Source organism: Bradyrhizobium sp. RDM12 (genome assembly GCF_051917485.1).
Taxonomy (GTDB): domain Bacteria; phylum Pseudomonadota; class Alphaproteobacteria; order Rhizobiales; family Xanthobacteraceae; genus Bradyrhizobium.
In genome coordinates, this window is the sequence record NZ_CM133064.1 from 4,136,221 (window position 1) to 4,158,571 (window position 22,351).

At 64.8% G+C, this 22,351-nt stretch carries 21 protein-coding genes and 1 pseudogene; 10 read left to right on the plus strand and 12 right to left on the minus strand.

The window, feature by feature from the left end; genetic code table 11:
- Window positions 1-230: 230 nt before the first annotated feature.
- A complete protein-coding gene (locus ACTGJ9_RS19945; RefSeq protein WP_456672513.1) occupies window positions 231-1,325 on the minus strand; it encodes a SecDF P1 head subdomain-containing protein in 1,095 nt (364 codons plus the stop codon).
- Window positions 1,326-1,571: 246 nt separating this feature from the next.
- On the opposite strand from ACTGJ9_RS19945, the gene ACTGJ9_RS19950 reads away from it, so the two are divergent.
- Together ACTGJ9_RS19950 and ACTGJ9_RS19955 are read left to right on the plus strand one after the other, a co-directional pair.
- Window positions 1,572-3,479, plus strand: coding sequence for an acyl-CoA synthetase (locus ACTGJ9_RS19950; RefSeq protein ID WP_456672514.1), 1,908 nt, complete (start codon window positions 1,572-1,574; stop codon window positions 3,477-3,479).
- Window positions 3,480-3,553: 74 nt separating this feature from the next.
- Entirely contained in the window at window positions 3,554-4,345 is a 792-nt protein-coding gene (locus tag ACTGJ9_RS19955; protein WP_456672515.1) for a dienelactone hydrolase family protein, read from the plus strand.
- 50 nt (window positions 4,346-4,395) lie between these two features.
- Here ACTGJ9_RS19955 and ACTGJ9_RS19960 read toward each other — a convergent pair whose 3' ends face one another.
- Entirely contained in the window at window positions 4,396-5,580 is a 1,185-nt protein-coding gene (locus tag ACTGJ9_RS19960) for a M20 aminoacylase family protein (protein ID WP_456672516.1), read from the minus strand.
- 633 nt (window positions 5,581-6,213) lie between these two features.
- Here ACTGJ9_RS19960 and ACTGJ9_RS19965 point away from each other — a divergent pair.
- Entirely contained in the window at window positions 6,214-6,801 is a 588-nt protein-coding gene (locus tag ACTGJ9_RS19965) for a TetR family transcriptional regulator (RefSeq protein ID WP_456672517.1), read from the plus strand.
- A 420-nt stretch (window positions 6,802-7,221) separates the two neighbouring features.
- Here the strand turns inward: ACTGJ9_RS19965 and ACTGJ9_RS19970 are convergent, their stop codons facing one another.
- Together ACTGJ9_RS19970 and ACTGJ9_RS19975 are read right to left on the minus strand one after the other, a co-directional pair.
- Entirely contained in the window at window positions 7,222-7,872 is a 651-nt protein-coding gene (locus ACTGJ9_RS19970; RefSeq protein WP_456672518.1) for a response regulator, read from the minus strand.
- Window positions 7,873-7,879: 7 nt separating this feature from the next.
- Entirely contained in the window at window positions 7,880-9,247 is a 1,368-nt protein-coding gene (locus tag ACTGJ9_RS19975; RefSeq protein ID WP_456672519.1) for a sensor histidine kinase, read from the minus strand.
- A gap of 199 nt (window positions 9,248-9,446) precedes the next feature.
- Here ACTGJ9_RS19975 and ACTGJ9_RS19980 point away from each other — a divergent pair, with 199 nt between their 5' ends.
- The 5 genes from ACTGJ9_RS19980 (at window position 9,447) to ACTGJ9_RS20000 (ending at window position 13,782) form a co-directional block, all read left to right on the plus strand.
- Complete coding sequence (locus ACTGJ9_RS19980; RefSeq protein WP_456672520.1) at window positions 9,447-10,217, plus strand: MotA/TolQ/ExbB proton channel family protein; 771 nt, start codon at window positions 9,447-9,449, stop codon at window positions 10,215-10,217.
- On the plus strand, window positions 10,214-10,885 hold the full coding sequence (locus ACTGJ9_RS19985; protein ID WP_456672521.1) for a hypothetical protein: 672 nt from the start codon (window positions 10,214-10,216) through the stop codon (window positions 10,883-10,885). Before ACTGJ9_RS19980 ends, ACTGJ9_RS19985 begins: the two co-directional genes overlap by 4 nt.
- A complete protein-coding gene (locus ACTGJ9_RS19990; RefSeq protein WP_456672522.1) occupies window positions 10,878-11,483 on the plus strand; it encodes a hypothetical protein in 606 nt (201 codons plus the stop codon). The genes ACTGJ9_RS19985 and ACTGJ9_RS19990 overlap by 8 nt, the downstream gene beginning before the upstream one ends.
- A 112-nt stretch (window positions 11,484-11,595) precedes the next feature.
- Complete coding sequence (locus ACTGJ9_RS19995; RefSeq protein WP_456672523.1) at window positions 11,596-12,336, plus strand: metallophosphoesterase family protein; 741 nt, start codon at window positions 11,596-11,598, stop codon at window positions 12,334-12,336.
- A gap of 6 nt (window positions 12,337-12,342) precedes the next feature.
- Window positions 12,343-13,782, plus strand: a complete 1,440-nt coding sequence (locus tag ACTGJ9_RS20000; protein ID WP_456672524.1) for a serine/threonine protein kinase — start codon at window positions 12,343-12,345, stop codon at window positions 13,780-13,782.
- Window positions 13,783-13,786: 4 nt separating this feature from the next.
- Here ACTGJ9_RS20000 and ACTGJ9_RS20005 read toward each other — a convergent pair whose 3' ends face one another.
- From ACTGJ9_RS20005 to rpe, 4 genes are all read right to left on the minus strand, one after another.
- A complete protein-coding gene (locus tag ACTGJ9_RS20005; protein WP_456672525.1) occupies window positions 13,787-13,981 on the minus strand; it encodes a hypothetical protein in 195 nt (64 codons plus the stop codon).
- Between the two features lie 20 nt (window positions 13,982-14,001).
- Complete coding sequence (locus ACTGJ9_RS20010; protein WP_456672526.1) at window positions 14,002-14,181, minus strand: hypothetical protein; 180 nt, start codon at window positions 14,179-14,181, stop codon at window positions 14,002-14,004.
- Between the two features lie 4 nt (window positions 14,182-14,185).
- Window positions 14,186-14,326, minus strand: coding sequence for a hypothetical protein (locus ACTGJ9_RS20015; RefSeq protein ID WP_456672527.1), 141 nt, complete (start codon window positions 14,324-14,326; stop codon window positions 14,186-14,188).
- Window positions 14,327-14,477: 151 nt separating this feature from the next.
- Window positions 14,478-15,179: a ribulose-phosphate 3-epimerase gene (rpe, locus tag ACTGJ9_RS20020; RefSeq protein ID WP_456672528.1), complete on the minus strand. Its 702-nt coding sequence runs from the start codon at window positions 15,177-15,179 to the stop codon at window positions 14,478-14,480.
- Between the two features lie 252 nt (window positions 15,180-15,431).
- Between rpe and ACTGJ9_RS20025 the strand changes: the two genes are divergently transcribed.
- Window positions 15,432-16,241, plus strand: coding sequence for an EF-hand domain-containing protein (locus tag ACTGJ9_RS20025; RefSeq protein WP_456672529.1), 810 nt, complete (start codon window positions 15,432-15,434; stop codon window positions 16,239-16,241).
- A gap of 14 nt (window positions 16,242-16,255) precedes the next feature.
- Here ACTGJ9_RS20025 and ACTGJ9_RS20030 read toward each other — a convergent pair whose 3' ends face one another.
- The 3 genes and pseudogenes from ACTGJ9_RS20030 to ACTGJ9_RS20040 form a co-directional block, all read right to left on the minus strand.
- Window positions 16,256-16,456 (minus strand): KTSC domain-containing protein, encoded by a 201-nt coding sequence (locus ACTGJ9_RS20030; RefSeq protein WP_456672530.1) that lies wholly within the window; start codon window positions 16,454-16,456, stop codon window positions 16,256-16,258.
- 63 nt (window positions 16,457-16,519) lie between these two features.
- Window positions 16,520-17,515 (minus strand): P1 family peptidase, encoded by a 996-nt coding sequence (locus ACTGJ9_RS20035; protein ID WP_456672531.1) that lies wholly within the window; start codon window positions 17,513-17,515, stop codon window positions 16,520-16,522.
- 51 nt (window positions 17,516-17,566) lie between these two features.
- Window positions 17,567-20,370: pseudogene (locus ACTGJ9_RS20040) on the minus strand (PAS domain S-box protein).
- Between the two features lie 250 nt (window positions 20,371-20,620).
- On the opposite strand from ACTGJ9_RS20040, the gene ACTGJ9_RS20045 reads away from it, so the two are divergent.
- Window positions 20,621-21,007 (plus strand): response regulator, encoded by a 387-nt coding sequence (locus ACTGJ9_RS20045; RefSeq protein ID WP_456672532.1) that lies wholly within the window; start codon window positions 20,621-20,623, stop codon window positions 21,005-21,007.
- Between the two features lie 73 nt (window positions 21,008-21,080).
- Here the strand turns inward: ACTGJ9_RS20045 and ACTGJ9_RS20050 are convergent, their stop codons facing one another.
- On the minus strand, window positions 21,081-22,199 hold the full coding sequence (locus ACTGJ9_RS20050; RefSeq protein WP_456672533.1) for a branched-chain amino acid ABC transporter substrate-binding protein: 1,119 nt from the start codon (window positions 22,197-22,199) through the stop codon (window positions 21,081-21,083).
- Window positions 22,200-22,351 lie beyond the last annotated feature (152 nt).

A 22,351-nucleotide genomic window follows, 5' to 3' on the forward strand; every position in this document is an offset into this window, starting at 1 on the left:
CTGTTCGGTATTCGTATAGCCGAAATCGAATGACGACCGCTTGAATGAAGCCTTCGGCCAGCATGCTGCAAGAGGCAAATTTTAGCCTGCTCGGGCATTTCGGCAATTGCCCGTTGGTTGCGCGTATGAGCTCGGTGCGGCCCGCGATTCGGGACCACCGGGGCGCGGGCTTGGGGCGTCGTGAGCGGACCCGGGCGTCCCGGCGGCGGGGGCGCGGGGCTATCTCCGCCTCAGGGCTTGGCGGTGGGCTGGATGACCTGCTGCTCGACGAGGGTGAGGTGTCCGGGCAGCGCGCCGGCCCGGAGCAGCATGGCGACGCTGTTGGCCTCCTCGAGGGTGAAATTGCCGGAGATCTGGACCGAGCCGCCGGTGATGGGCTCGCGGATCACGGGGGCGGAGATCACCTTGTCGTCGAGCACGATGGCGAACGATCTGCCGACGCCCTCTTCCGTAACGTGGGCGAGGCGCCGCGTGCCGCGTCCGTTGAAGCGGAACGAGGCGACCGGATCCTTGGTGCCGGCCGCAAAGCCGGGCGCCGCATAGTTGATGTCCTCGCCGTCGAGCACACTGTCCTTGGCGACCAGATAGGGCCGCTTGTCCTTGAAGCCGGGCAGGAGTTCGGTGCCCTCCGGTGCCGTGCCGGATTGCGCCTGCTCTGGTGACATCGAGGCATCGATCAGGCGGAAGCTGACCTTGACCTTCCGCGCGAAGATCGCGGCGATGCGCTCGGGCTCGGTCACGCCAGGCAGAAAGATGCGGATGCGGTCGGCCCCGTCAGGGACGACGCTGACAAGCTTGACGCCGGAATCCTTGAGGCGCTGCTCGATCATGGCGATCGACTCTTCGACGAGTTCATTCAGCCGTGCCGCGGATGCGGTATCGGTCGGCGCGAGCCTGACCGCTCCATCGCTGCCGTCGGTCACCGCGAGCGCATGCGAGGGCAGCCCCTCCGCGGCGGCAGCGAGCTTGCGGGCGAGCTGATCGCGGCCTTTGGCGTCCGCGATCTTGACATCGACGCCGCCGTCGCGGATCGCAAGGTTGGAGAAGGCGATATGGCCGTCATGCAAGTTCTTGTAGACGTTATCGCGCAGATCCATGACGACGGTCTCGCGCAGGCCGGAGCTGTCCACCTTGTAGATGATGCGCGTCCCGCCCAGCTTTTCCATCTTGTCGCCGACGAAGGCCACGATCCTGGCGCGCATCTTGTCGAACTGGTCATCGGCGAGCGCGGCGCGCGGCAGGGCGATCGCAATTGCTGTGATCGCCGAGGTCATGGCGAGCGCGACGATCAGCCGTGTGGCGCGGTCCCGCGGGGGCGTGGTCATGGTAACCTCGAGTCTTGCGGCAGGGCGCTGGCAGGCGAATCCGGTGCATGTTCTTGGTCCCCGGATCGGGCACGCAGGTTCAAACGCTGCGCTCCCCGGTGCCGGGCCCGTAGCCGCTAGGTCATGGACGAACGCGAAATCATCCATCATGCTGTCTGCGCTCGTCCGCCAATCGGTCGAGGCCTTGCCAAACCAAATGTCAAAAGACAGGGGCGAGGAGATGCATCTGAGGGAGGACGGAATTCCATGGCGGGCATCCATACGCTCGATCGGCTCATCGGCAACGCGTATCCTGAGCTTTTGACGGACGAGGAGGTCCGGGCATTCGAGCAGGTCCCTTACGCGGACCGTGTCGCAGCCGAGAGCACCTATGATGCGATCAGGCTCGGGGCTGCGCGCAATCCCGACGGGGCGGCGATCCAGTTTCTGCAGAATGCCGATCCGACTGATACGCCGCTCGTGGTCACCTATCGCGATTTCATCGCGCGCGTGACGCAGGCCGCCAACATGTTTCACGCGCTCGGCGCGGATAAGGGCGACGTCATCTCCTTTATGCTGCCGCTGTTGCCCGATGCCTTCGTGACGCTGTTCGGCGCGGAGGCCGCCGGCATCGCCAATCCCGTCAACCCGCTGCTTGAGCCGCACCAGATCGCGGAAATTCTGGAGGCGGCGAATACGAAGATCCTGGTGGCGCTCGGACCGATGCCGGGCACCGACATCTGGCAAAAGGTCGAGCAGATCCGTCCGCAGCTCAAGCACCTCAAGGCGATCGTGCAGGTGGCAGGCGGCGGCGATGCGGAGAATGGTATCTTTGCGTTCAAGGACCTGATCAAGCAGCAGCCGTCGGATCGGCTCGTCAGCGGGCGCAAGATCGCGGGCCACGATATCGCGGCCTATTTCCACACCGGCGGCACCACCGGCACGCCAAAACTGGTGCGGCACACCCATACCAATCAAGTTTATCAGGCCTGGGCACTGAACCTGCTGCTGAAGGCAAGGCCGGGTAGCAACATGCTGTTCGGCATGCCGCTGTTTCACGTCGGGGGATCACTGACGCAGGTGCTGTTGACGCTGTCGGCCGGCGGTTCGCTGGTGGTGCTGTCGCCGAGCGGCTGGCGCAACCCGAATGCGGTGAAGAACATCTGGGGCCTGGTCGAGCGCTTCAAGCCGGAGGCGCTGTCGAGCGTGCCAACGGTGCTGGCCGCAACGCTCGCCGTGCCGCCCGGCAATGCCGACATCTCCAGCCTGAAATATGCAGCCGGCGGTGGTTCGGCGATCTCGGTCGCGGTCGGCTCGGCAATCCAGGAAAAACTCAAGCTGCCGGTGGTCGAGGTGTACGGCATGACCGAGACCTCGAGCGTGCACACGCTCGCCTATCCCAGCCGGCCGATCCGGCTCGGCTCGGTCGGCCTGCCGATGCCTTATTCGCGGGTGCGCATCGTGCAGCTCGATGCCGATGGCCGCCTGATCCGCGACTGCAAGCCCAACGAGATCGGCGTCGTCATCATGGCCGGGCCCGGCGTGTTCGGCGGCTATCTCAACGACGCCCACAACAAGGGGGCTTTTGTCGATGAGGTCTGGGTCAATTCCGGCGATCTCGGCCGGCTCGATGCCGATGGCTATCTCTGGATCACCGGCCGCGCCAAGGACCTCGTGATCCGCGGCGGTCACAACATCGATCCGGCGCCGATCGAGGAGATCATGTTCCGCCATCCCGCGGTCGGCTTTGCCGCGGTGGTCGGCCAGCCCGACGCTTATGCCGGCGAGCTGCCTGTTGGTTATGTGCAGTTGAAGCCCGGCGCCTCGGTCGAACCCGGCGAGCTCGAGACGTGGGTGCGCGAGCGGACGCCCGAGCGTGCCGCGGTTCCGGTGCAGGTCATCCCAATCGACCCGATGCCGGTGACCGGCGTCGGCAAGGTGTTCAAGCCGCAACTGCGCTGGGATGCGGCGCAGCGCGTGTTCACCAAGGTGCTGGCGCCGCTGGTCGCGCGCGGCATCGACTGCAAGGTGAAGGTCGGCGCCCATGGCAGCCACGGCTCGATCGCAACCGTCACGCTTGCAGGGCTTCCGGCGGACCAGCGCGAAATCGTTGCCGGCGAGGTGCACACGCTGCTCGCGCCATTCGTAATGCGGCACGAGGTGGTGCACGGATAGCCGGCGAGCACCGCACTTCAAAACGCGCGGGAACCGCGGCAGCGAGTTTTGGTTAAGTCAACCAGGAGGCCAGCATGCGGATAAATATCGTTGGCGCGCTCTGCGCCGTCGCCCTGGTCGGAACCGCACAGGCGGCGGTTCGGGAAGAACCGGTGACCTATACGGACGGCGGGGCCACCATGAAGGGGTTCGTCGTCTACGACGATGCGGTCCAGACCAAGCGACCCGGGATCGTGGTGGTGCCTGAATGGTGGGGCATCACCCAGCATATCCACAACGAGGCGCGAAAGTTCGCGGAGCAAGGCTACACCGCCTTCATTGCCGACATGTATGGCGACGGCAAGACCGCTGACAATCCGAAGGACGCCGGCGCGCTCTCGTCGTCGGTAATGAAGGACCCGAAGGAGATGGAGCGGCGTTTCAATGCAGCCAGGGACCAGCTTGCCAAGCAGGCCTCGGCCAATCCCCAGCGGATCGGCGCCGTGGGTTACTGTTTCGGCGGCGCCGTCGTGCTGAACATGGCGCGCGCCGGCGCTGACCTCGCCGCCGTCGTGGGCTTTCACGCCTCGCTCGGTCTCAATACGCCCGCGCCCGCACCGGGAGCCGTCAAGGCCAAGGTCCTCATCCTGAACGGCGCGGATGACCCCTTCGTGAAGCGCGAGCAGTATGCGGCTCTGAAGAAGGATTTTGACGCCGCGAAGGCGGATTACCGGATCATCGAGTACCCTGGCGCCGTGCACGCCTTCACCAACCCCGAAGCCACCGAGCTCGGCAAGAAGTTCAACCTGCCGCTCAGATACGACGCCAAGGTCGATCGGGAGGCGAAGGCCGAGGCTGCGAACTTCTTTGCCGCAGACCTGAAATAGCAGCGCGGACGTTGATCCGTGGTGGTGGGTTTCGCTGCGCTAACCCACCACTACCAAGGCTGCCAACCCGCCGGCATCGTCGTCTCGATCAGGCGCACCCAGAACGATGCGCCGTGGCCGAGGATGTTGTCGTTGAAGACATAGGCCGGGTGGTGGCACGCCGGGCTATCACCCATGCCGACCAGCACCATTGCGCCAGGGCGCTGTTCGAGCATGAACGAGAAATCCTCCGCGCCCATCATCGGAATGATTTTGTCGTTGACGCGGTCGTCACCGACGATGTCGCGGGCGACGTCGGCGGCGACGCCGGCTTCGCGCGCATGATTCAGGGTGACCGGATACATCCGCGTGTATTTCGTCTCCGCCGAGCCGCCATAAGCGCGGGCGACGCTGTCGGCGACTTCGCCGATCCGGCGCTCGACGAGATCGCGCACGTCGGGATCGAGCGTGCGCACGGTGCCGCTGAGCTCGGCGGTCTCGGGGATGATGTTGAAGGCGGTGCCGGCGTGGAATTGCGTGACCGAGATCACCGCCGATTTCAGCGGATCGACGTTGCGCGCGACGATCGATTGCAGCGCGTTGACGATCTGCGAGCCGATCAGGACGCTGTCGATCGCCTGGTGCGGGGTGGCGCCGGCATGACCGCCCTTGCCGTGAACGGTGATGCGGATGTTGTCGGAAGAGGCGAGCAGCGGACCCGGCGTGGTCGCGAAATGGCCTTCGGCGAGGCCCGGCATGTTGTGCATGCCGTAGACCTGGTCGATGTTCCAGCGCGTCATCAGCCCGTCCTCGACCATGGCCTTGCCGCCGCCGCCACCTTCCTCGGCGGGCTGGAAGATCACGACCGCCGTGCCGTCGAAATTGCGAGTCTCGGCGAGATACTTTGCGGCGCCCAGCAGCATCGCGGTGTGGCCGTCATGGCCGCAGGCGTGCATCCTGCCGGGGATCTTCGAGACGTAGGGCACATCGGCGGTTTCCACGATCGGCAGCGCGTCCATATCGGCGCGCAGGCCGATGGCCTTGCCGGAGGCCGACTTGCGGCCGCGGATCACGCCGACCACGCCGGTGCGGCCGATGCCGGTCACCACCTCGTCGCAGCCGAACGCGCGAAGCTTGTCGGCGACGATCCCGGCGGTGCGGTGGACTTCGTAGAGCAGTTCCGGATTCTCGTGAAAGTCATGGCGCCAGGCGGCCATTTCGTCGGCGAGGGCGGCGATGCGGTTGACGATGGGCATGGGGAGGATCCGTTTCTTCTTCGTAGGGCGGGTGAGCGCAGCGTAACCCGCCGAGGAGGCGGGCGGCGGCTTTAGAGGGTGGCGCCGGTCAAAATGCTTTTACGCCGTGATTTGGCAGAGGGGGAGGGCCAACCAAGCGGTACGGCAAGGTGGTGGGAGATCAAGGCGGTGGGGAGCTGGGTGTTTTCGGCCTCCAGTGCGCCAGGCGGCCGGCCGTTGGGCCAGACTGAGCCGGCTGGCAGACGATCCCCAAATATCAGCTGTCAATCACGGATCATTGAATGACAGATGTTGAAATCTGTCAGTGAGACATGTATATTCCTCCTCGGACGCTCCGATTGGGCGTCTGGCGGTAATGGAAGCCCGAACGTCCCAAACAAGTGGGGGATCGAGGGTCGAAATTGAACAATGGGCCCGCCAATGATTGGAGACTTACGACAATGACGATCGAAATCATCAATCTCACCGGGACGATTGGGCATTGGCTCAATTTACTGGTGGCGCGCCAGATCGCGGCGCAGGCTGCAAAACTGCCTCATTAAGGCGAGAGCTTTCCGAAACGGCCGGCAGGGGCGCTTCGGAAGCGGCCCCATCGCCGGGTAACTGAGCCCTTAACGGGAATATGGTGCTGGCATGAACGAAGCCGTTGTCTTGACGCCGGAGCGGATCCTCGAAGTCACCGAGGACGTCTTGCGGCGCTACGGACTTGCCAAGGCCACAGTGGTCGATGTTGCCCGTGCGCTCGATGTGAGCCACGGCAGCGTCTATCGCCATTTTCCGAGCAAGGCTTCGCTGCGCGAGGCCGTCGCCAAGCGCTGGCTCGACCGCATCGACGCGCCGCTCCTGGCCATCGCTAAGGAGCAGGGCCCTGCGCCGGCGCGGCTCGACCGCTGGCTGCGCACGCTGTTCGCGGCCAAGCGTTCACGCGTGCTCGACGACCCCGAGATGTTCGAGACCTATCTGACGCTGGCCCGCGAGGCCTGCGCGGCGGTCAAGTGTCACAAGGACACCATGATCGACCAGATCGCAGCGATCCTGTCCGACGGCGTGAAGCAGGGCGAGTTCGATGTGGCTGACGTCAAGACCACCGCACGCGCGCTGTTCGATGCGACCTGCCGCTTCCATCATCCGGCCCATGCCGACGAGTGGAAGGATGCCGAACTGCCCGCGCGCGTCGATGCGACGCTCGCCTTGTTGCTGCGCGGGCTAAAGGCGGCCTAGAAGCGCTCCTCCTAACTTGCCCTCTTGCCATGAAGCACTCCGCCGTTGCGGGGCGCCGACGAGGAAGTGGCATGCCTTCGCGGGTGGAATGTGCCGTCGGACGACGGGACGACCGGCGGGCTCTCCGGATATGCACTGACCGCGATTTCGACGGCGTCCTTCGACTGCTTTCGGAGGCGGTGGAATGTCAGTTCCTGATCGAGCATAGGACAGCGGAAGTGGACAACAGCCGTGTCCGGCAAGCGGCAAAGCTGGTCGATAAGCTCGCCTACGGTAATGACGGTGGGATGGTCGACTGCCTTGTGATGACCCTTACTCATGGCGTGTTACTCCTCCACTCCGCTACTAACCGGAGTTGGATGGTCTACGTTCCATTGCGTTCAGCAGATTGAAGCGCCCGGAAATCCGGCAGTCCCGCTGCTAGATCTTCGTCAGCCCGCAAGTTGCCGCCAGCCGCACGAGCTGCGCATCCGTGCGCGTGCCGGTCTTGGTCTTGATCAGATAGTGATAATTCTGGACCGTCTTGACGCTGAGATTGAGATGCGTCGCGATCTCTTCGGTGGTGGCGCCGCCGGCGAACTGGCGCAAAATCTCGATCTCGCGTTCGCCCAGCTGATCCAGCGCTGAGCCTGTCGACAGGCTGTCCTCGGCCAGCACATGCGCGATGTCGTCGCTCATGGCCCGCTCGCCGCGGGCGACGCTGCGGATGGCGTTGACGACGGCGGAGGGCGCGCTGCTCTTGGTGACGAAGCCGGAAGCGCCGGCACTGAAGGCGGCTTTGACCAGCACCGCCTCGTTGTGCATCGTGAAGACGAGGATCCGCGCCCGCGGATTACGTGCGCGGATGTTGCGGATGGCCTCGAGGCCGCTGGCGCCGGGCATCGAGATGTCCATCACGACGACGTCGGGGTCGTGCGTCTTGAAGGCGCCATAGGCATCCGCGGCATTGTCGGCTTCCGCCACGACGTGGAGGTCGCCCTGGCTCTCCAGCACGCGCCGGTAGCCCTGGCGGACGATCGGATGGTCGTCGACCAGCAGCACCGAAATGCCTGTTGCTGCGACCTCGCTCATGGCCGCCTCATGCAGCGAGCGGAATCGTCGCGGCGACGCTGAGGCCGCGCCTCGCGGGCAGGATCGACAGCGAGCCGCCGGCGGCCGTCACGCGCTCGCGGATGCCGGTGAGGCCGAAGCCGGCCGACTGCGCCACCCGTGCCGCATCGCCGCCGCCGTCGTCCTCGACGCGGATCAGAAGCGCATCGTCCTCGCCCGCGCACCGCTCGACATGCAACGAGATCGCGCGGGCCGCCCCGTGGCGCAGCGCATTGGTCAAGCATTCCTGGGCGACGCGATAGGCGGTGGTGGCTGCCGGACCGCTGATGTCGGTGAGGTCGCCCTTGAGGTCGAGCTGGATCGTCGGCTGCGTCGCGCTCTGCGAGCGCCAGCTGTCGACGAGGTTGACGAGGCTCGCTTCCAGCCCAAGCTCCTCGGGCAGCGGATTGCGCAGGCGTTTCAGCGCATCGCGCAGCGAGGCCATCAAATGGTGCGTGGCCTGCGAGATCATGCGCGCGTCCTGCGCGATGCCATGATCCCCGTCTTTCGTACTCGCCGTCTCGATCGTGTTGGCGAAAGCGAGGATGGCGGAAAGATTCTGTCCGAACTCGTCGTGCAGCTCGCGGGCGAGCGCGCGACGCTCGTCGTCGCGGATCTCGATGAGGCGCCGCGTCAGCGCCGCGCGTTGTTCGATGGATTCTTCCAGCCGGCTGCCGAGTTTCTCGACGGCGCCGCCGATCATCCCAAGCTCCATGGAGCGGAAGCGCGGCAGTTTGGTGCGATACTGACCGCGCGCCATGCGTTGCAAGGCGGTCACGATGGCGCGCGCCGGCGCCAGCGTGTGCGCGATCGCAAGCGAGGCGAGCAGGGCGATCGCCGCCGCCATCAAAAGCGCGACGTCGATCACGTTGAGAATGTACTCCCAGGCGAGCGAGATTGCGGCCGCCTCATCGGGCGTAGCAACCACCGTTCCGGCGGCCACGGCGCGCGGACTGACGGGCCGCACCACCTCGGCGTGGCTGCCGAGGAAGGTCGGAACGATCGACGCGAACCAGCGCGGCGGCGCCCGGCCGATCCCCTGGCTCTGGCCGCAGAGCGGCTTTTCGAATGCGGTCGCCGGCTGGAACTCGACACAGACGCCGGGCGAGATCAGCTTCATCGTCTCCAGCGTCCGCCACTCCGGAACCGGCATGAGATGCTCGCGCATCCTGCTGCTGCGCAGCAAGAGCTCGTGCCAGTACAGCGCCTGAAGCGCTTGCGCGACCCGCTGCGCGGAGGCCGCAGTCGCCCGGTCGACGCTGCGATAGGCGTCGAACGTGGCCCATATGGTCGCGGCGCCGAGGCAGAGCGCGACGATGAGAAGCAAACGGGCGACAAGCTGAAGCACGAGGCGCATGCGATCACCCCAAAGTTTGGTAAGCTCAGCCTAACAACGCAGCTCGACCTTGCCAATTGCAGGGTTTCGGTCGCATCGCAGCTCGGGCAAATTTCCCAAGCCGGATTGGGCATGGGTCTTTGGACCGGATGCGGTGGCTTTGATCTAATCTGGGCGGAATCGTTGCAGGCCAATTCCTGCAGGCCAGGAGCAGTGCAGCATGAGTTCGATGACGATTGGACCGATCGCAAACACCGCGTCCGACCCATCCGAGCGCAGCGCGCTGCTGTTCTGGATGATCTTCACGGGGCTCTCGATCTTTGCCGTCGTGCTGCTGTGGCGGTTCGGTCTGATCCATCTGATGCTGACCTCGGACCGGACTTACATTTCGAGCGTGATCGCGGTGCTCTATATCCTGACCTGCGGACATTGCTTCCTGCGCACACGGGCGATTGCCCGTGAAGGGGCCGCGGCACGGCGCTGCCGCGCGGTGCTGGCGGCGCCAGAGGGCAGCAAGGTGCTCGATGCAAGCACGGCTGCGCTGCCGCGCGGGCTGGTGCGGGATCACATCGACAGCCTGGTGACGAAAGCAGCAGCGCAGGACTACCGCCCGGTCGACCAGACGCTGCTGTTGCGGACGCTCGCCGACCGCCTGCGCGGCTCCAACGGGTTCGGCGCCTTCGTCTCCGACACGCTGATGAAGCTCGGCCTGCTCGGCACCATCATCGGCTTCATCATCATGCTGGCGCCGATTGCCGGACTGGATGCCGCCGACAAGGTCGCGATGCGCTCCTCGATGGGGCTGATGAGCGACGGCATGGCGGTTGCGATGTACACGACGCTGGCGGGTCTCGTCGGCTCCATCCTGGTCCGTATCCAGTACTACATGCTCGATTCAGCGACCCAGCGGGTGTTCTCGGATGCCGTCGTGCTGACCGAGACCTATGTGACGCCGGTTCTCGAGCGCAAAGGCGCTGGAACGCCGTCATGATGGATGATTTCGGACTCTATCCGCGCGAGGAGCCGTTCGATCCGCTGGGCGTGATGCTGTTCAAGGCGCTCCAGGTGGTCGCCTTCTTGTTCTTCCTCGCGTTGCTCGCGGTCTCTCCTGATGCCAAGGAGGGCAAGATCGACTCCAAGGCCGAGTTCATGATCACGCTGGACTGGCCGGACAACCATCCCGACGATCTCGACCTGTTCGTGCAGGATCCTGCCGGCAACATCGCCTGGTATCGCCACCGCGAGGCCGGCTTCCTCACGCTCGATCGCGACGATCGCGGCGGGGCCAACGACTTCATCATGGTCAACGGCAAGAAGATTGCCTCGCCCATCCGCGAGGAGATCGTGACGGTGCGCGGCATCGTCGCCGGCGAATACACCGTCAACGTCTCGCATTTCGTCGCCACGACCGGCGAGCCTGTTACGGCCAATGTGAAGGTGCAGAAGCTCAATCCGACCGCCCAGGTGGTCTTCGACAACAAATTCACGCTCGACCACACCGGTGACGAGAAGACCGCGGTGCGGTTCCGGCTCGATGCCGAAGGCAAGGTGGTCAGTGTGGACCAGCGGCCGAAATCGCTGCTGGAAACCTTCCGCAGCACCTGGCGCAACGGCGCGGACGTCGACCCGAAGACCGGGGTGAGGATACGCCGTGATTAATCTGCAGACGGTCATCCTCACGCTGTCGGTCGCCTATGCCGTGATCGGCGCGCTGCTGCTGGTCGTGCTGGTCTATGCACGGCTGCACTGGTCGCTGAAGGCGGTCGCGGTGGTCGTGACCAGCGCCTTCTACGTCGTCAGCTTCACGGAGATGCGCGGGCTGCTCGGCTGGGCCAGCACGGACAGGCTGCCTACTGCGTTCAAGCTGCTCAAGGCGCGGATCGTCGAGCCGCATTCGCTCGAGGGCGATCCCGGCTCGATCTACCTGTGGGTCGAGGAACTCGACGAGGATCACCGTCCCAGCGGCATCCCGCGCGCGTTCCGCGTCCCCTATAACGACACTCTGGCCGACAAGACCCATGCGGCCGAGAACGAGATCGCTGCGGGCCACCCGCAAGGCGGGCGCGCGGCTGATTTTGGCGGCGGCGAGGGCAGCCTGATCGACATGGTCCGGGAATATGTGACGCCGAAGGTCATCCTCGAGACCAGCGGCGGCGATTCCTCCACCGGCGAATTCAATGCCCCGCCGGCCGGCGCGCAAGGAGCGGTGTTCACGCCGCTGCCCCCGCCCCGGATGCCGCCCAAGGACGAGCAATAGCCTCTTCACCATTGCGCAGCGCGGCGCTGGTAAAGCGCCCCGCGCCGGCGCATCTTGTTGATCTCCCTCAAATTGGCTTGATAGGCGTCAAGAATTTGAGGGTGGAGGGTGCGTGCTTCTCGCTGTCTTCTCGGATATTCACGGCAATCGGCAGGCGTTTGAGGGATGCCTGAAGGCGGCCCGCGCGAAGGGCGCGGAGCGGTTCGTCATGCTCGGCGATTTGGTCGGCTATGGCGCCGATCCGGAATGGGTCGTGGATACCGCGATGGAGCTGGTCGCCCGGGGCGCCGTTGCCGTCCGCGGCAATCACGACCAGGCGGTGAACTCCTTGTCCGAGACCATGAGCAATGAGGCGCAGATCGCGATCGAATGGACGCGCGGACGGCTCGACACCGCGCAGCGCCGGTTTCTTGCCGAGCTGCCGATGCTCGTGGAGGACGGCGACCGCCTGTTCGTGCACTCGGAAGCCTCTCATCCCCAGCGCTGGCACTACATTCGCTCGACGGCGGACGCTGCCAGGAGCCTGATATCGACCCCCGCTCACGTGACCTTCTGCGGCCACATTCACCGTCCCGCGCTCTATTCGATGTCGGTGACGGCGAAGATGACTAGCCTCGTGCCCAAGACCGATGTTTCGGTGCCGCTCCTGCGCGGGCGGCAATGGTTGGCCGTGCTCGGTGCGGTCGGCCAGCCGCGCGACGGTGATCCATCCGCGGCGTTCGTGCTGTTCGATACGGTCTCATGCCAGATCACGTATTGCCGGGCACCCTATGACGTGGCGAGCGCGGCGAACCGGATCCGCGAGAACGGCCTACCGCACTGGCTCGCAGACCGGTTATCGGAGGGGCGCTAAAGGCCGATGCCGAAACCCCTGGTCAAATCCGGCGCCGTGATCGACGGCTACACCATTGGCGAATGCGTGCATGCCGGCGGCATGGCGACACTCTGGACCGTCACGCATGCCGGCATTGACGCCCCGCTGCTGATGAAGATCCCAAGGGCGTCCGAGGGCGAGGACCCGGCGGCGATCGTCTCCTTCGAGATGGAGATGATGATCCTGCCGCGGCTGACAGGGCCGCACGTGCCGCACTGCTATGGCACCGGCGACTTCGCGCATCAGGCCTACGCCGTGATCGAGCGCATTTCGGGGACGACGCTCTACAAGCGGCTGCCTGACCTGCCGCTGCCTTACGACGAAGTTCGGCTGCTTGCCGCCAAGATCGCGACCGCGCTCGCTGATTTGCACCGGCAGAACGTGATCCATCACGACATCAAGCCGAGCAGCATCATGTTCCGCGATCATGGTGAGGCCGTGCTGATCGACTTTGGCCTGTCGCATCATAATCATCTGCCAGATCTGCTGCAGGCGGAGTTCCGCGTGCCTTACGGCACCGCGCCCTATATGGCGCCGGAACGGCTGTTGGGTGTGCGCGACGATCCCCGCAGCGATCTGTTTTCGCTCGGCGTGCTGCTCTATTTCTTCACCACCGGCGAACGTCCCTTCGGCGAAGGAGAGACGCTGCGCGCGATGCGGCGCCGGCTGTGGCGCGACCCTTATCCGCCGCGTGCGCTCCGCAGCGACTATCCGCCCTGGCTCCAGGAGGTGGTGCTGCGGTGCCTCGAGATCCAGCCGGACTGGCGCTATCCGACAGCGGCCCAGCTCGCCTTCGATCTGACCCATCCGGACCAGGTCAAGCTCACCGCACGCGCGGAGCGGATGAAGCGCGATCCGCTCAGTGTCGCCTGGCGGCGCCGCTTCAATCCCGACGTCAAGCCATCGGGTGCGAGATCGGATCTCGCGACGCACATTGCGATGAGCCCGATCGTTGCGGTCGCGCTCGAATTGCTGGAGGGTGCGCCGGAATTGAACGAGTCGCTGCGGGTCACCACGGAGCGCATCCTGGCAACCCTGCCGTCAGCACGGCTTGCCTGTGTCAATGTGCTGAAGCTCAATCGCATTGCCGTCGACAAGACGCTCGACGAACAGGGCTCCAACAAGCACATCGACCGCCTCGTCGCGCTCCGGCACTGGGCGACGCCCCTGAAACTGGACGAGAGCCGGCTGTCGGTTCATGTGCTGGAGGCCGTCGATCCCGCCGCTGCGCTGCTGGAATTCGCCGAGGTCAACCAGGTCGACCATGTCATCATCGGCGCGCGGCAGGGCTCATTTCGGCGCAGTTTGCTCGGCAGTGTCTCGGCCAAGGTGGCTGAGGAGGCGACCTGCACCGTCACCGTGGTGCGGCCGCCGCGGATGGCTGCGGATGCGGGGCAAGCCGATGCGGGCGAGGCTGCGGGTTGACACATCAAGCCACGTGGGCGGCGGCTTGGCCCGAGCGCTTGCGGCGGATCGGCCAGGTGAAGTGCGGGCCAGCCTCGCCGTGATCCGCGCTGCCGCCGAAGTACTGAATGATCTCGCGGCAGGGTTCGCAGTTGAAGAGGTTACGCGACGCTGACGCCTTGGTCATTTCCTTCAGGCAGTTCGGGCAGTGCGGCTTCATCAGTCTTGGTCCAGAAGTTTTCAATGTTGGCGCGGTGACCGGAACGGGTGGTTGAGGTCCGCCGTCTCGGCGCGGGCGTCATCGATCATCTCGCCTTCGGTGCGTTCAAGCCGGCCGAAGAAAAAATCGAGGTTCGGATGCGGACGGCGCGGGATGCGGCATCTGCGTTTCGGCTGACGCTTGACGAGGGCGAGTTGCATGGCATCAGGCCCGATAGCGATCGCGGCCGACGATACCGGCCGAACGCGCGGGAGCCCTTACCGGTCCCGCCGACGGGCCGAACACAACGAACGCACAAAAACCGATCCACAACGCCACGCCAGTCCAAACCAGGGTCGTCGTCATGATGTGCTCCTGTCCAATCAGGCAGGAATCACTAGCGGTGATTTGCACGGATCAGGGAAGCCCGGAGGAGTACGGGTCCTGGTTGCAATTTTGGGCAGTGCGCGTCGCAACACCCGCAAGGATCGCAGGCTTGCGGGCGCGTAGCGGTGCTTCAGATCGCTTCGCCCCGGGCCCCGAGCGCCGCGTTGCGGATCGCTGCGATATTGGTCTTGTAGGCGTCCTGCGTGCCGCCTTTGAACACGGAGGTGCCGGCGACGAAGGCATTGGCACCGGCGGCTGCGAGCGCGCCCGCATTATCGGGGCCGACGCCGCCGTCGACCTCGATGTCGATCGGCCGGCCCGCCATCATCGCGCGCATGTCGCTGATCTTGTCGATCGCCGAATGGATGAAGGCCTGGCCGCCGAAGCCCGGATTGACCGACATCACCAGCACGAGGTCGACCAGGTCGAGCACATATTCGAGCACGCTGATCGGTGTGCCCGGATTGAGCGAGACGCCGGCTTTCTTGCCGAGCGCGCGGATCGCCTGGAGCGAGCGGTGCAGATGGGGCCCCGCCTCGGCATGCACGGTGATGTGGTCGCAGCCGGCCTTGGCGAAGGCCTCGAGATAAGGATCACAGGGCGAGATCATCAGATGCGCGTCGAACACCTTCTTGGTGTGCGGGCGCATCGCCTTGATGACGTCGGGGCCGTAGGAGATGTTGGGCACGAAGTGGCCGTCCATCACGTCGAGATGGATCCAGTCGGCGCCAGCGGCGTCCACCGCGCGAACCTCCTCGCCGAGCTTCGAGAAATCCGAGGCCAGGATCGAGGGCGCGATTGCCAGGGGGCGGGGGGCGAAGGCTTGGGTCATGGCGTGGTTCCCGTGGCGGCCGAAGGGCGTATGGCCTCGCCTAACATGGGCCCCTCGGCCGGGCAATGCAGGCAGGACGAGCATCCTGTGGGCGGAAAATTCTGCCGTCGGCGGCATGAATTGCCGATGTTCCCCGATCCAGGAGAGTGCGGCGGATGCGGATTTCGTTGAGCTTTTCGCGCTGGCACGACGCTTGCTGACCTCACGGCCAGAACATTGGCCGCGGCATGCCGCATGGGTTGGAGTTGTGCAATGTTGTTTGCGCTTGGCGCCGTCTCGGGTGCGCTCGATGCCATTCAATCGCTGACGAACTCGAAGTCGTCGTCGTCGACCCAGAAGACCGGGACGTCTCAAGCAGCGACCGATCCGTTCGCGATCGACACCAGCAGCAGCACGGGCAGTGGCGCGACCTCATCGGTCAATTCCGGCAATTGCGCGCAGATCTCGCCGGAGACGATGAGCGCGCTGATTGCCGCGCAAAGTCAGTCGTCGGAGACCAGGAGCAGCTCGACATCGGCGAGCGCGGCGTCCTCGACATCGACCAGCCGGGATGATGCGCTGAAGGATCTGTTCTCGCAGATCGACGCCAATGGCGACGGCCAGATCACCAAGTCCGAGTTCGAGAACGCGCTTGGCGCCGGCGGCACCAATCTGGCGCAGGCCGACGATGTGTTCTCCAAGCTCGATGGCAATTCCGACGGCAGCGTCAGCCTCGACGAGATGTCGAAGGCGCTGAAGAGCAGCGGACATCATGGCGGCCACCACCACGCGCAGGCCGCGAGCGGTTCGGGCGATGCGTCCGGCAGCGACAGCGACTCCTCGTCCTCATCCTCGAGCGGCGGGTCGACCTCGACCACATCGACCGGCGCCGACGGCTCGACCACCACCACCGTCACCTATGCCGACGGCTTCAAGATGACGACGACGGTGCCGGGAGCTTCCAGCTCCCAGAGCGCCTCGGGCGGCGGTAATTCGCCCTATGACTGGTTCGGCCAGATGATGCAGCGCCAGGCGCAGGCCGCAGCGGGTTCCGCGGCTTCATCGATGTCGATGAGCGTGTAAGGGCGCATTCGCGGTTAGCCCGCATATTCGCGAGTGATGTCACGATAGGCATACCGATCACGGATCTCGTGGTTGAAGAATGTACCTTTGGAGCGGGCGTTCCTAAACGCGGCCGCAACCTCGGGCGGAACATCCTCGTAGAGGTAGAGACGGCCGCTGACGAAAGTGACCTTCAATTCGCGCGTCTCGGGCGCATAGCGGAAGAAGCGGATCACGGAGGGACGGCATGACGGTGCACCTCGGCCCATCCGGATAACGCCGTATCCGGTGGTTCGTTTCTAGCCAAACCGGTCCATCCACGCCGGCTGCGCGCCGGGGAACGGCAGCGCGGTCGCGCTGTAGATGCCGCGGGCGATCGCGCGCGCGACCACGTTGGCCGCGATCATGCCGAGCTCGGTGAGGCCCGCGACCGGATCGATCGGCTTCGCGCACGTCGCGGCGGCAAACAGCACGTCCCCATCGGTCGGGGCATGCACCGGATAGATCGCGCGGGCGAAGCCGGTGTGCGCGATCATCGCCAGCCGCTTGGCCTGGGGCTTGGTCAGCGCCGCATCGGTGACGACGATGCCGATCGTTGTGTTCTCGCGCTCGGTTGCGGCGGGGCCGCCCTTGATGCGCATCTTGAGCATGTCGTCGGTGAATTTGTCGGGCAATCCGCGGCCGCCGAACTCGCCGTCGACCTCGAACGGCGCCGCCCAGAACCACGGTCCGTCGCCGACGGTGGCGCTGCCGACCGCATTGACGGCGATGAGCGCCGCGACCATGACGCCGCCGCTGGTGACGGCGGAGGCCGAGCCGAGCCCGCCCTTGAAAGTCGCGGTGGTGGCACCAAAGCCGGCGCCGACGCTGCCGAGCGCAAAATCCGTCCCGGCTGAGACCGCCGCCGCATAGCCGAGATCGCGATAGGGTGCGAAGCGGCCCCACGCCTTGTCGCCGCCGTTGAGCAGATCGAACAGGATCGCGCCCGGCACGATCGGGATCAGCGCCTCGCGGACGCGGAAACCGCGGCCCTGCTCGGCAAGCCAGGCCTGGATGCCGCCGCCGGCCTCGATCCCGAACGCGGAGCCGCCGGACAGCGCGATCGCGTCAACGCGTTCGACCGTGCTGGCGGGATCGAGCAACGCGTCCTCCCGCGTGCCGGGACCGCCACCGCGGATGTCGATCGCCGCCACCGCCGGCTGGTCGAACACGATCGCCGTCGTGCCAGAAGCGAGTTTTGCATCATGGGCGTGGCCGACGCGGACGCCGGCGATATCGGTGAGGAGGTTTTTCAAGGACGGCACTCCGCTGCATCGCCTCAGCGATAGCGCAGCCGTGCGGCATGCTCAACTCGCCAGCGCCATCCTGAGCATCTTGGCGAGCTCCGACTTGCGATAGGGCTTTGCCAGCAGCAGCACGCCGGAATCGAGCCGGCCGTGATGGACGATGGCGTTTTCCGTATAGCCTGAGGTGAACAGCGTCTTCAGCTCGGGGCGCCGCCGCGCCGCCTCGTCGGCCAGCTGGCGGCCATTCATGTTGCCCGGCATGATCACGTCGGTGAAGAGCAGGTCGATGTCCTTGTCGGCATCGATGATGGCGAGGGCTTCGGCGGCGTTGGCCGCTTCCAGCGCGGCATAGCCGAGGCTCTTGATCTGGGTCATGACATACTGCCGCACCAGCGCGTCGTCCTCGACAACGAGGATTCTCTCGTTGCCGCCGGTGATGGGCACGTTCTGGAGCGCCTCGTACTCGGTCTCCTGCACGCCGGTGGAACGTGGCAGGTAGATCTTCACGCTCGTGCCGTGGCCTTCCTCGCTGTAGATCTTGATGTGGCCGCCGGATTGCTTGACGAAGCCGAACACCATGCTCAGGCCGAGGCCGGTGCCCTTGCCGACTTCCTTGGTGGTGAAGAAGGGATCGAACACCCGCTCGATCAGGTCCGCCGGAATGCCCAAGCCGGTGTCGCTCACCGCGATCATCACGTAATTGCCGGCGACGACGTCGGGATTCATGCTGGCATAGCCGTCGTCGAGGAAGATGTTGCGGGTCTCCAGCACCAGCGTGCCGCCATCTGGCATCGCATCGCGCGCGTTCAGCGCGAGATTGAGGATCGCGGTGGAGAGCTGGCCCGGATCGACCAGAGCGGGCCAGGCATCCTCGGTGAGCTGCGGCAGGATGGTGATCTGCTCGCCGAGCGTCGGGTGCAGCAGCTTGGCGGCCTCGAGCGTCAGCGCGTTGACGTCGATCTCGCGCGGCTGAAGCGGCTGCTTGCGGGCGAAGGCGAGCAGATGTTTGGTCAGTTGCGCGCCGCGCTCGGCGGCATCGTCGATCAGCTTGGTGATGGCTGCGAGTTCGGGCCGATCGGCCACCGCGTCCGCCAAGATACCGATCGTGCCGGTGATGACGGTAAGCACGTTGTTGAAATCGTGGGCGACGCCGCCGGTCAGCTGGCCGATCGAATCCATCTTCTGCACTTGCCGGAACTGGGCTTCCGCAGCCTGCTTTTCGGTCAGGTCGCGCCCGATGAAGAAATGGCGCTTCACGGGCTCCGACCAGGTCCCCATCCAGTTCAATGAGACCTCGTGGCCGTCATAATGGTAGTAGCGTGCCTCGAAGCTGCGCACGGTCTGGCCGCGGCGCGCCGCACGCATCTCGCTCCGCGTCTTATCGAGATCGTCGGGGTGGATGAAGTCGGTCGCGCTGTGCCCGATCATGTCCCCCGGGCTCAAGCCGAGGATATCCTTCACGCTCGGGCTGACCTGGATGAAATTGCCAAAACCGTCGGTGACCAGGATCAGGTCGCGCGAGGTTTCGAAAATGCGCTGGCGCTCCTCGGTCTCGCGGCGCAGCTTCTCCTGCGATTGCTTCTCCTCGGTGATGTCATGGGCGATCTTGGAGACGCCGATGATCTCTCCGTTATCCGATCGCAGCGGCGACACGTTCAGGACGACGTCGAGTAGGCGGCCGTCCTTGCCGATGCGGACCGTCTCGTGCGCGGCGATCGACTCGTTGCTGCTGATGCGGTTGAGAATTCCCCTGGCTTCGGCCCTCCGGTCCTCGGGCACCATGAGGTCGATCGACTGGCCGACGGCATCGACGGCAGAATAGCCGAACAGGCGCTCGGCAGCCTTGTTCCAACCGGTGATGATGCCGTCGAGCGACTCGGTGATGATCGCATCGTTGGAGGACTCGACGACGGCGCCATACAGCGCGAGACGTTTTGAGTAGAAGTCGCGTTCCGAAGCCGACTGCTCGCGCAGCCGCCCGACGAGCCCCACCGTGTGCGCCTGGAGGCGGACATTCTCGATCAGCAATACCGCGAGGACAAAGCTCGCGGCGCAGAGGCCATAAAAGCGTCCGGCATAGAAACCGAGATCATAGCGCGCGACGTTGACGATCGCCGACAGCGCGATGTCGAACAGCCAGGCGCACATCGTGACCATGAGCCAGACGTCGATCACCGTGTGCGGCTTGCGGAACCACAGCGTGATGAGCGCCGCGAAGCTTAGCGACCAGACGAACGACACCACGCCGATCATGGTGGTGGTGTAGCGGCCGTCCCTCAGCAGGACCGGCAGCAGATCGTGCTGCGCCGTGACAATCCAGGCGATCGCCACCATCGCCGCGACCACGCCGAAGGCGACGAGCATGATCGGACGCCCGGTCGGTCCCTCGATCCTGTTGCTACCGTCGCCATCCTTCAGCCATGCGTAGGACAGCACGAACAGCGGGAATCCCCGTGCCAGATCATGTACAGCCAGACCGTGGTCTGTGTGCCGGCGCCCAGCAGTCCGGTCGGCGCGAACAGTCCCGGGAAGGTGAGGGCGTGGGTCATCGCCGCCGCTGCGGTGAACAGGTATCCGGTCGACAGCAGCAGCAACGCGCGGCTGCGCAGCACGGCGAATTGCGACAGCAGCAGAACTGCGGTGATGATGTCGCAGACGGCGAGCGCCGATTGGTAGCTGGCCACGAAGGCCGGCACCTGGATCAGCGGCTTGCCTGCGAACGGGACAGCCAGCGCGAACAGGATCGCGGAGATGCCGACGATCGCCAATGCTGCAGTGCGATCGCTCTGCATGGCCGGCAAGGTCGAAAGGAATGTGCTTCGGTCGTTCTTTGCGTGCACCTTGACCTCTCGTTCGGTCGGCATGGGCAGTCGACATGACTTCGTTGGCCGGCTGCCTTGGTCTTCTGCCTTGGCTTCCATGGTAGCTGGCTTCGGGCGTGTGTCCTGAGGGAACGCGCCTGCGACTCAACCGAGGGTTACAGCTTACTTAACTCGAACAGGGTATCGGAATAGGAATCGGTAAGGTTGGCTTTACCGGAGCAATCCATACTGCCTTGGCGCACCTCGCCGTTGAATTGAACCAATTAATGATGCAGATCCGGGAGTCGTTCCCATGCCCCGTGTCCTCGTTGTCGACGACCAGAAGGACGTCCGCGCCATGGTCTCGATCGTCCTTCGGGTCAATCGTTATGACGTAGTTGAAGCGGAGAGCGGCGCGGCCGGCCTGAAGACCTTCGGCGAGAACGTTTTCGACGCCGCGATTGTCGACATTTTCCTGACCGACACCAGCGGTATCGAGATCATGGCCGCTATTCGCGAGCGGGTTCCCGGATTTCCGATCGTGGCGGTATCAGGCATGACGGCGCTGGACTTCATCGGCGAGGCGCCCGGCCTTGACAGCGTCGTCTGCCTGCAAAAGCCGTTTCGGCCGAACGACCTGCTGCAAGCGCTCCGGAAGGCGCAAGAGGCTGCGGGCGGCGAACTGTCCGCAGCCGTTTGACCGGACTGCAAGAAAACGCCCCGGCGAACCGGGGCGTTGACATCGGTCGGGTGAAAGGGTCAGCCGTCCTGTCTCAGGTGCCGTTGCCCTTGATCTCGGAGTAGCCGCCCTTCGCGTCCCACTTGTAAACGACGTAGTCGAGCTGCTTGATGTCGCCCTTGGCGTCATACTCGATCGGGCCGATCACGGTGTCCCACTTGCCGGCCTTCATCGCTTCCATGACCTTCTTGGGGTCAGTGGTGCCGGCCTTCTTGGCCGCCTGCGACCAGACCTGCATCGCTGCGTAGGTATAGAGCGTGTAGCCTTCGGGATCGATGTTCTTGGCCTTGAAGGCGTCGACGATCTTCTTCGCGGTCGGCTTGTCGCGCGGATCGGGGCCGAAGGTGAACAGCGTGCCTTCCCCGGCAGGGCCGGTGATGGAGGCGTATTCCTTGTCGGCAAGCGCGTCGCCGGCCATCAGGATCGTCTTGAGGCCCTGGTCGCGCATCTGACGCAGGATCAAGCCGCTTTCCTGGTGGTAGCCGCCGACATAAACGAGATCGATGTTGTCGCGCTTCAAGCGCGAGACGATCGCGTTGAAGTCCTTGTCGCCCTTGTTGTAGGACTCGTACATCTTCTCGGTGACGCCGGCCTTGTTGAGCGCCTTCTTGGTCTCGTCCGCAAGACCCTTGCCGTAAGTGGTCTTGTCGTTGAGGATCGCGATGTTCTTGCCCTTGAAGTTCTTGGCGATGTACTGCGCCGCGATCAGGCCCTGCTGATCGTCACGGCCGCAGACGCGGGCCACGTTCCAGAGCTTGCGCTCGGTGAAGAGCGGGTTGGTCGAGGCCGGCGTGATTTCAAGCACGTTGCCGTCGGCATAGGCTTCGGAGGCGGGGATCGACGACGACGAGCAATAATGCCCGGCGACGAAGGGGATCTTGGCGCCGGCGATCTTTTCCGCAACCGAGCGCGCCTGCTTGGGATCGCAGGCATCGTCCTCGACGTCGAGGGCGAGCTTCTTGCCGTTGACGCCGCCGGCGGCGTTGATATCGGCCACGGCCATCTCGGCGCCGTTCTTCATCTGCCGGCCGAATGCGGACTCCGTGCCTGTCATCGGGCCTGCGACTGCGATGGTGACATCCTGCGCGAATGCCGCGCTCGACAGCACGATCGACGCGCCGAAAGCCAGACCGATGAGCTTCAGTGATTTCATGAGATACCTCGTGGGTGATCGCCTGTGGAAGTTGCCGGGTTGGCCCGGTTCAAACCGGCGCCATTCTTGATTGAATCCCGGGAGAAGTCACCGGCAAAATACGGGCATAAGTGCAGATATTTCGGCGCATGCCGCTGCACTGCGCTCTGGCT

Excerpts from the sequence above, each read along its gene's own strand:
- ACTGJ9_RS19945 (WP_456672513.1), bottom strand. The coding sequence starts at position 1,325 with ATGACCACGCCCCCGCGGGACCGCGCCACACGGCTGATCGTCGCGCTC.
- ACTGJ9_RS19950 (WP_456672514.1), top strand. The coding sequence starts at position 1,572 with ATGGCGGGCATCCATACGCTCGATCGGCTCATCGGCAACGCGTATCCT.
- ACTGJ9_RS19955 (WP_456672515.1), top strand. The coding sequence starts at position 3,554 with ATGCGGATAAATATCGTTGGCGCGCTCTGCGCCGTCGCCCTGGTCGGA.
- ACTGJ9_RS19960 (WP_456672516.1), bottom strand. The coding sequence starts at position 5,580 with ATGCCCATCGTCAACCGCATCGCCGCCCTCGCCGACGAAATGGCCGCC.
- ACTGJ9_RS19965 (WP_456672517.1), top strand. The coding sequence starts at position 6,214 with ATGAACGAAGCCGTTGTCTTGACGCCGGAGCGGATCCTCGAAGTCACC.
- ACTGJ9_RS19970 (WP_456672518.1), bottom strand. The coding sequence starts at position 7,872 with ATGAGCGAGGTCGCAGCAACAGGCATTTCGGTGCTGCTGGTCGACGAC.
- ACTGJ9_RS19975 (WP_456672519.1), bottom strand. The coding sequence starts at position 9,247 with ATGCGCCTCGTGCTTCAGCTTGTCGCCCGTTTGCTTCTCATCGTCGCG.
- ACTGJ9_RS19980 (WP_456672520.1), top strand. The coding sequence starts at position 9,447 with ATGAGTTCGATGACGATTGGACCGATCGCAAACACCGCGTCCGACCCA.
- ACTGJ9_RS19985 (WP_456672521.1), top strand. The coding sequence starts at position 10,214 with ATGATGGATGATTTCGGACTCTATCCGCGCGAGGAGCCGTTCGATCCG.
- ACTGJ9_RS20000 (WP_456672524.1), top strand. The coding sequence starts at position 12,343 with ATGCCGAAACCCCTGGTCAAATCCGGCGCCGTGATCGACGGCTACACC.
- ACTGJ9_RS20005 (WP_456672525.1), bottom strand. The coding sequence starts at position 13,981 with ATGAAGCCGCACTGCCCGAACTGCCTGAAGGAAATGACCAAGGCGTCA.
- ACTGJ9_RS20010 (WP_456672526.1), bottom strand. The coding sequence starts at position 14,181 with ATGCAACTCGCCCTCGTCAAGCGTCAGCCGAAACGCAGATGCCGCATC.
- ACTGJ9_RS20015 (WP_456672527.1), bottom strand. The coding sequence starts at position 14,326 with ATGACGACGACCCTGGTTTGGACTGGCGTGGCGTTGTGGATCGGTTTT.
- rpe (WP_456672528.1), bottom strand. The coding sequence starts at position 15,179 with ATGACCCAAGCCTTCGCCCCCCGCCCCCTGGCAATCGCGCCCTCGATC.
- ACTGJ9_RS20025 (WP_456672529.1), top strand. The coding sequence starts at position 15,432 with ATGTTGTTTGCGCTTGGCGCCGTCTCGGGTGCGCTCGATGCCATTCAA.
- ACTGJ9_RS20045 (WP_456672532.1), top strand. The coding sequence starts at position 20,621 with ATGCCCCGTGTCCTCGTTGTCGACGACCAGAAGGACGTCCGCGCCATG.
- ACTGJ9_RS20050 (WP_456672533.1), bottom strand. The coding sequence starts at position 22,199 with ATGAAATCACTGAAGCTCATCGGTCTGGCTTTCGGCGCGTCGATCGTG.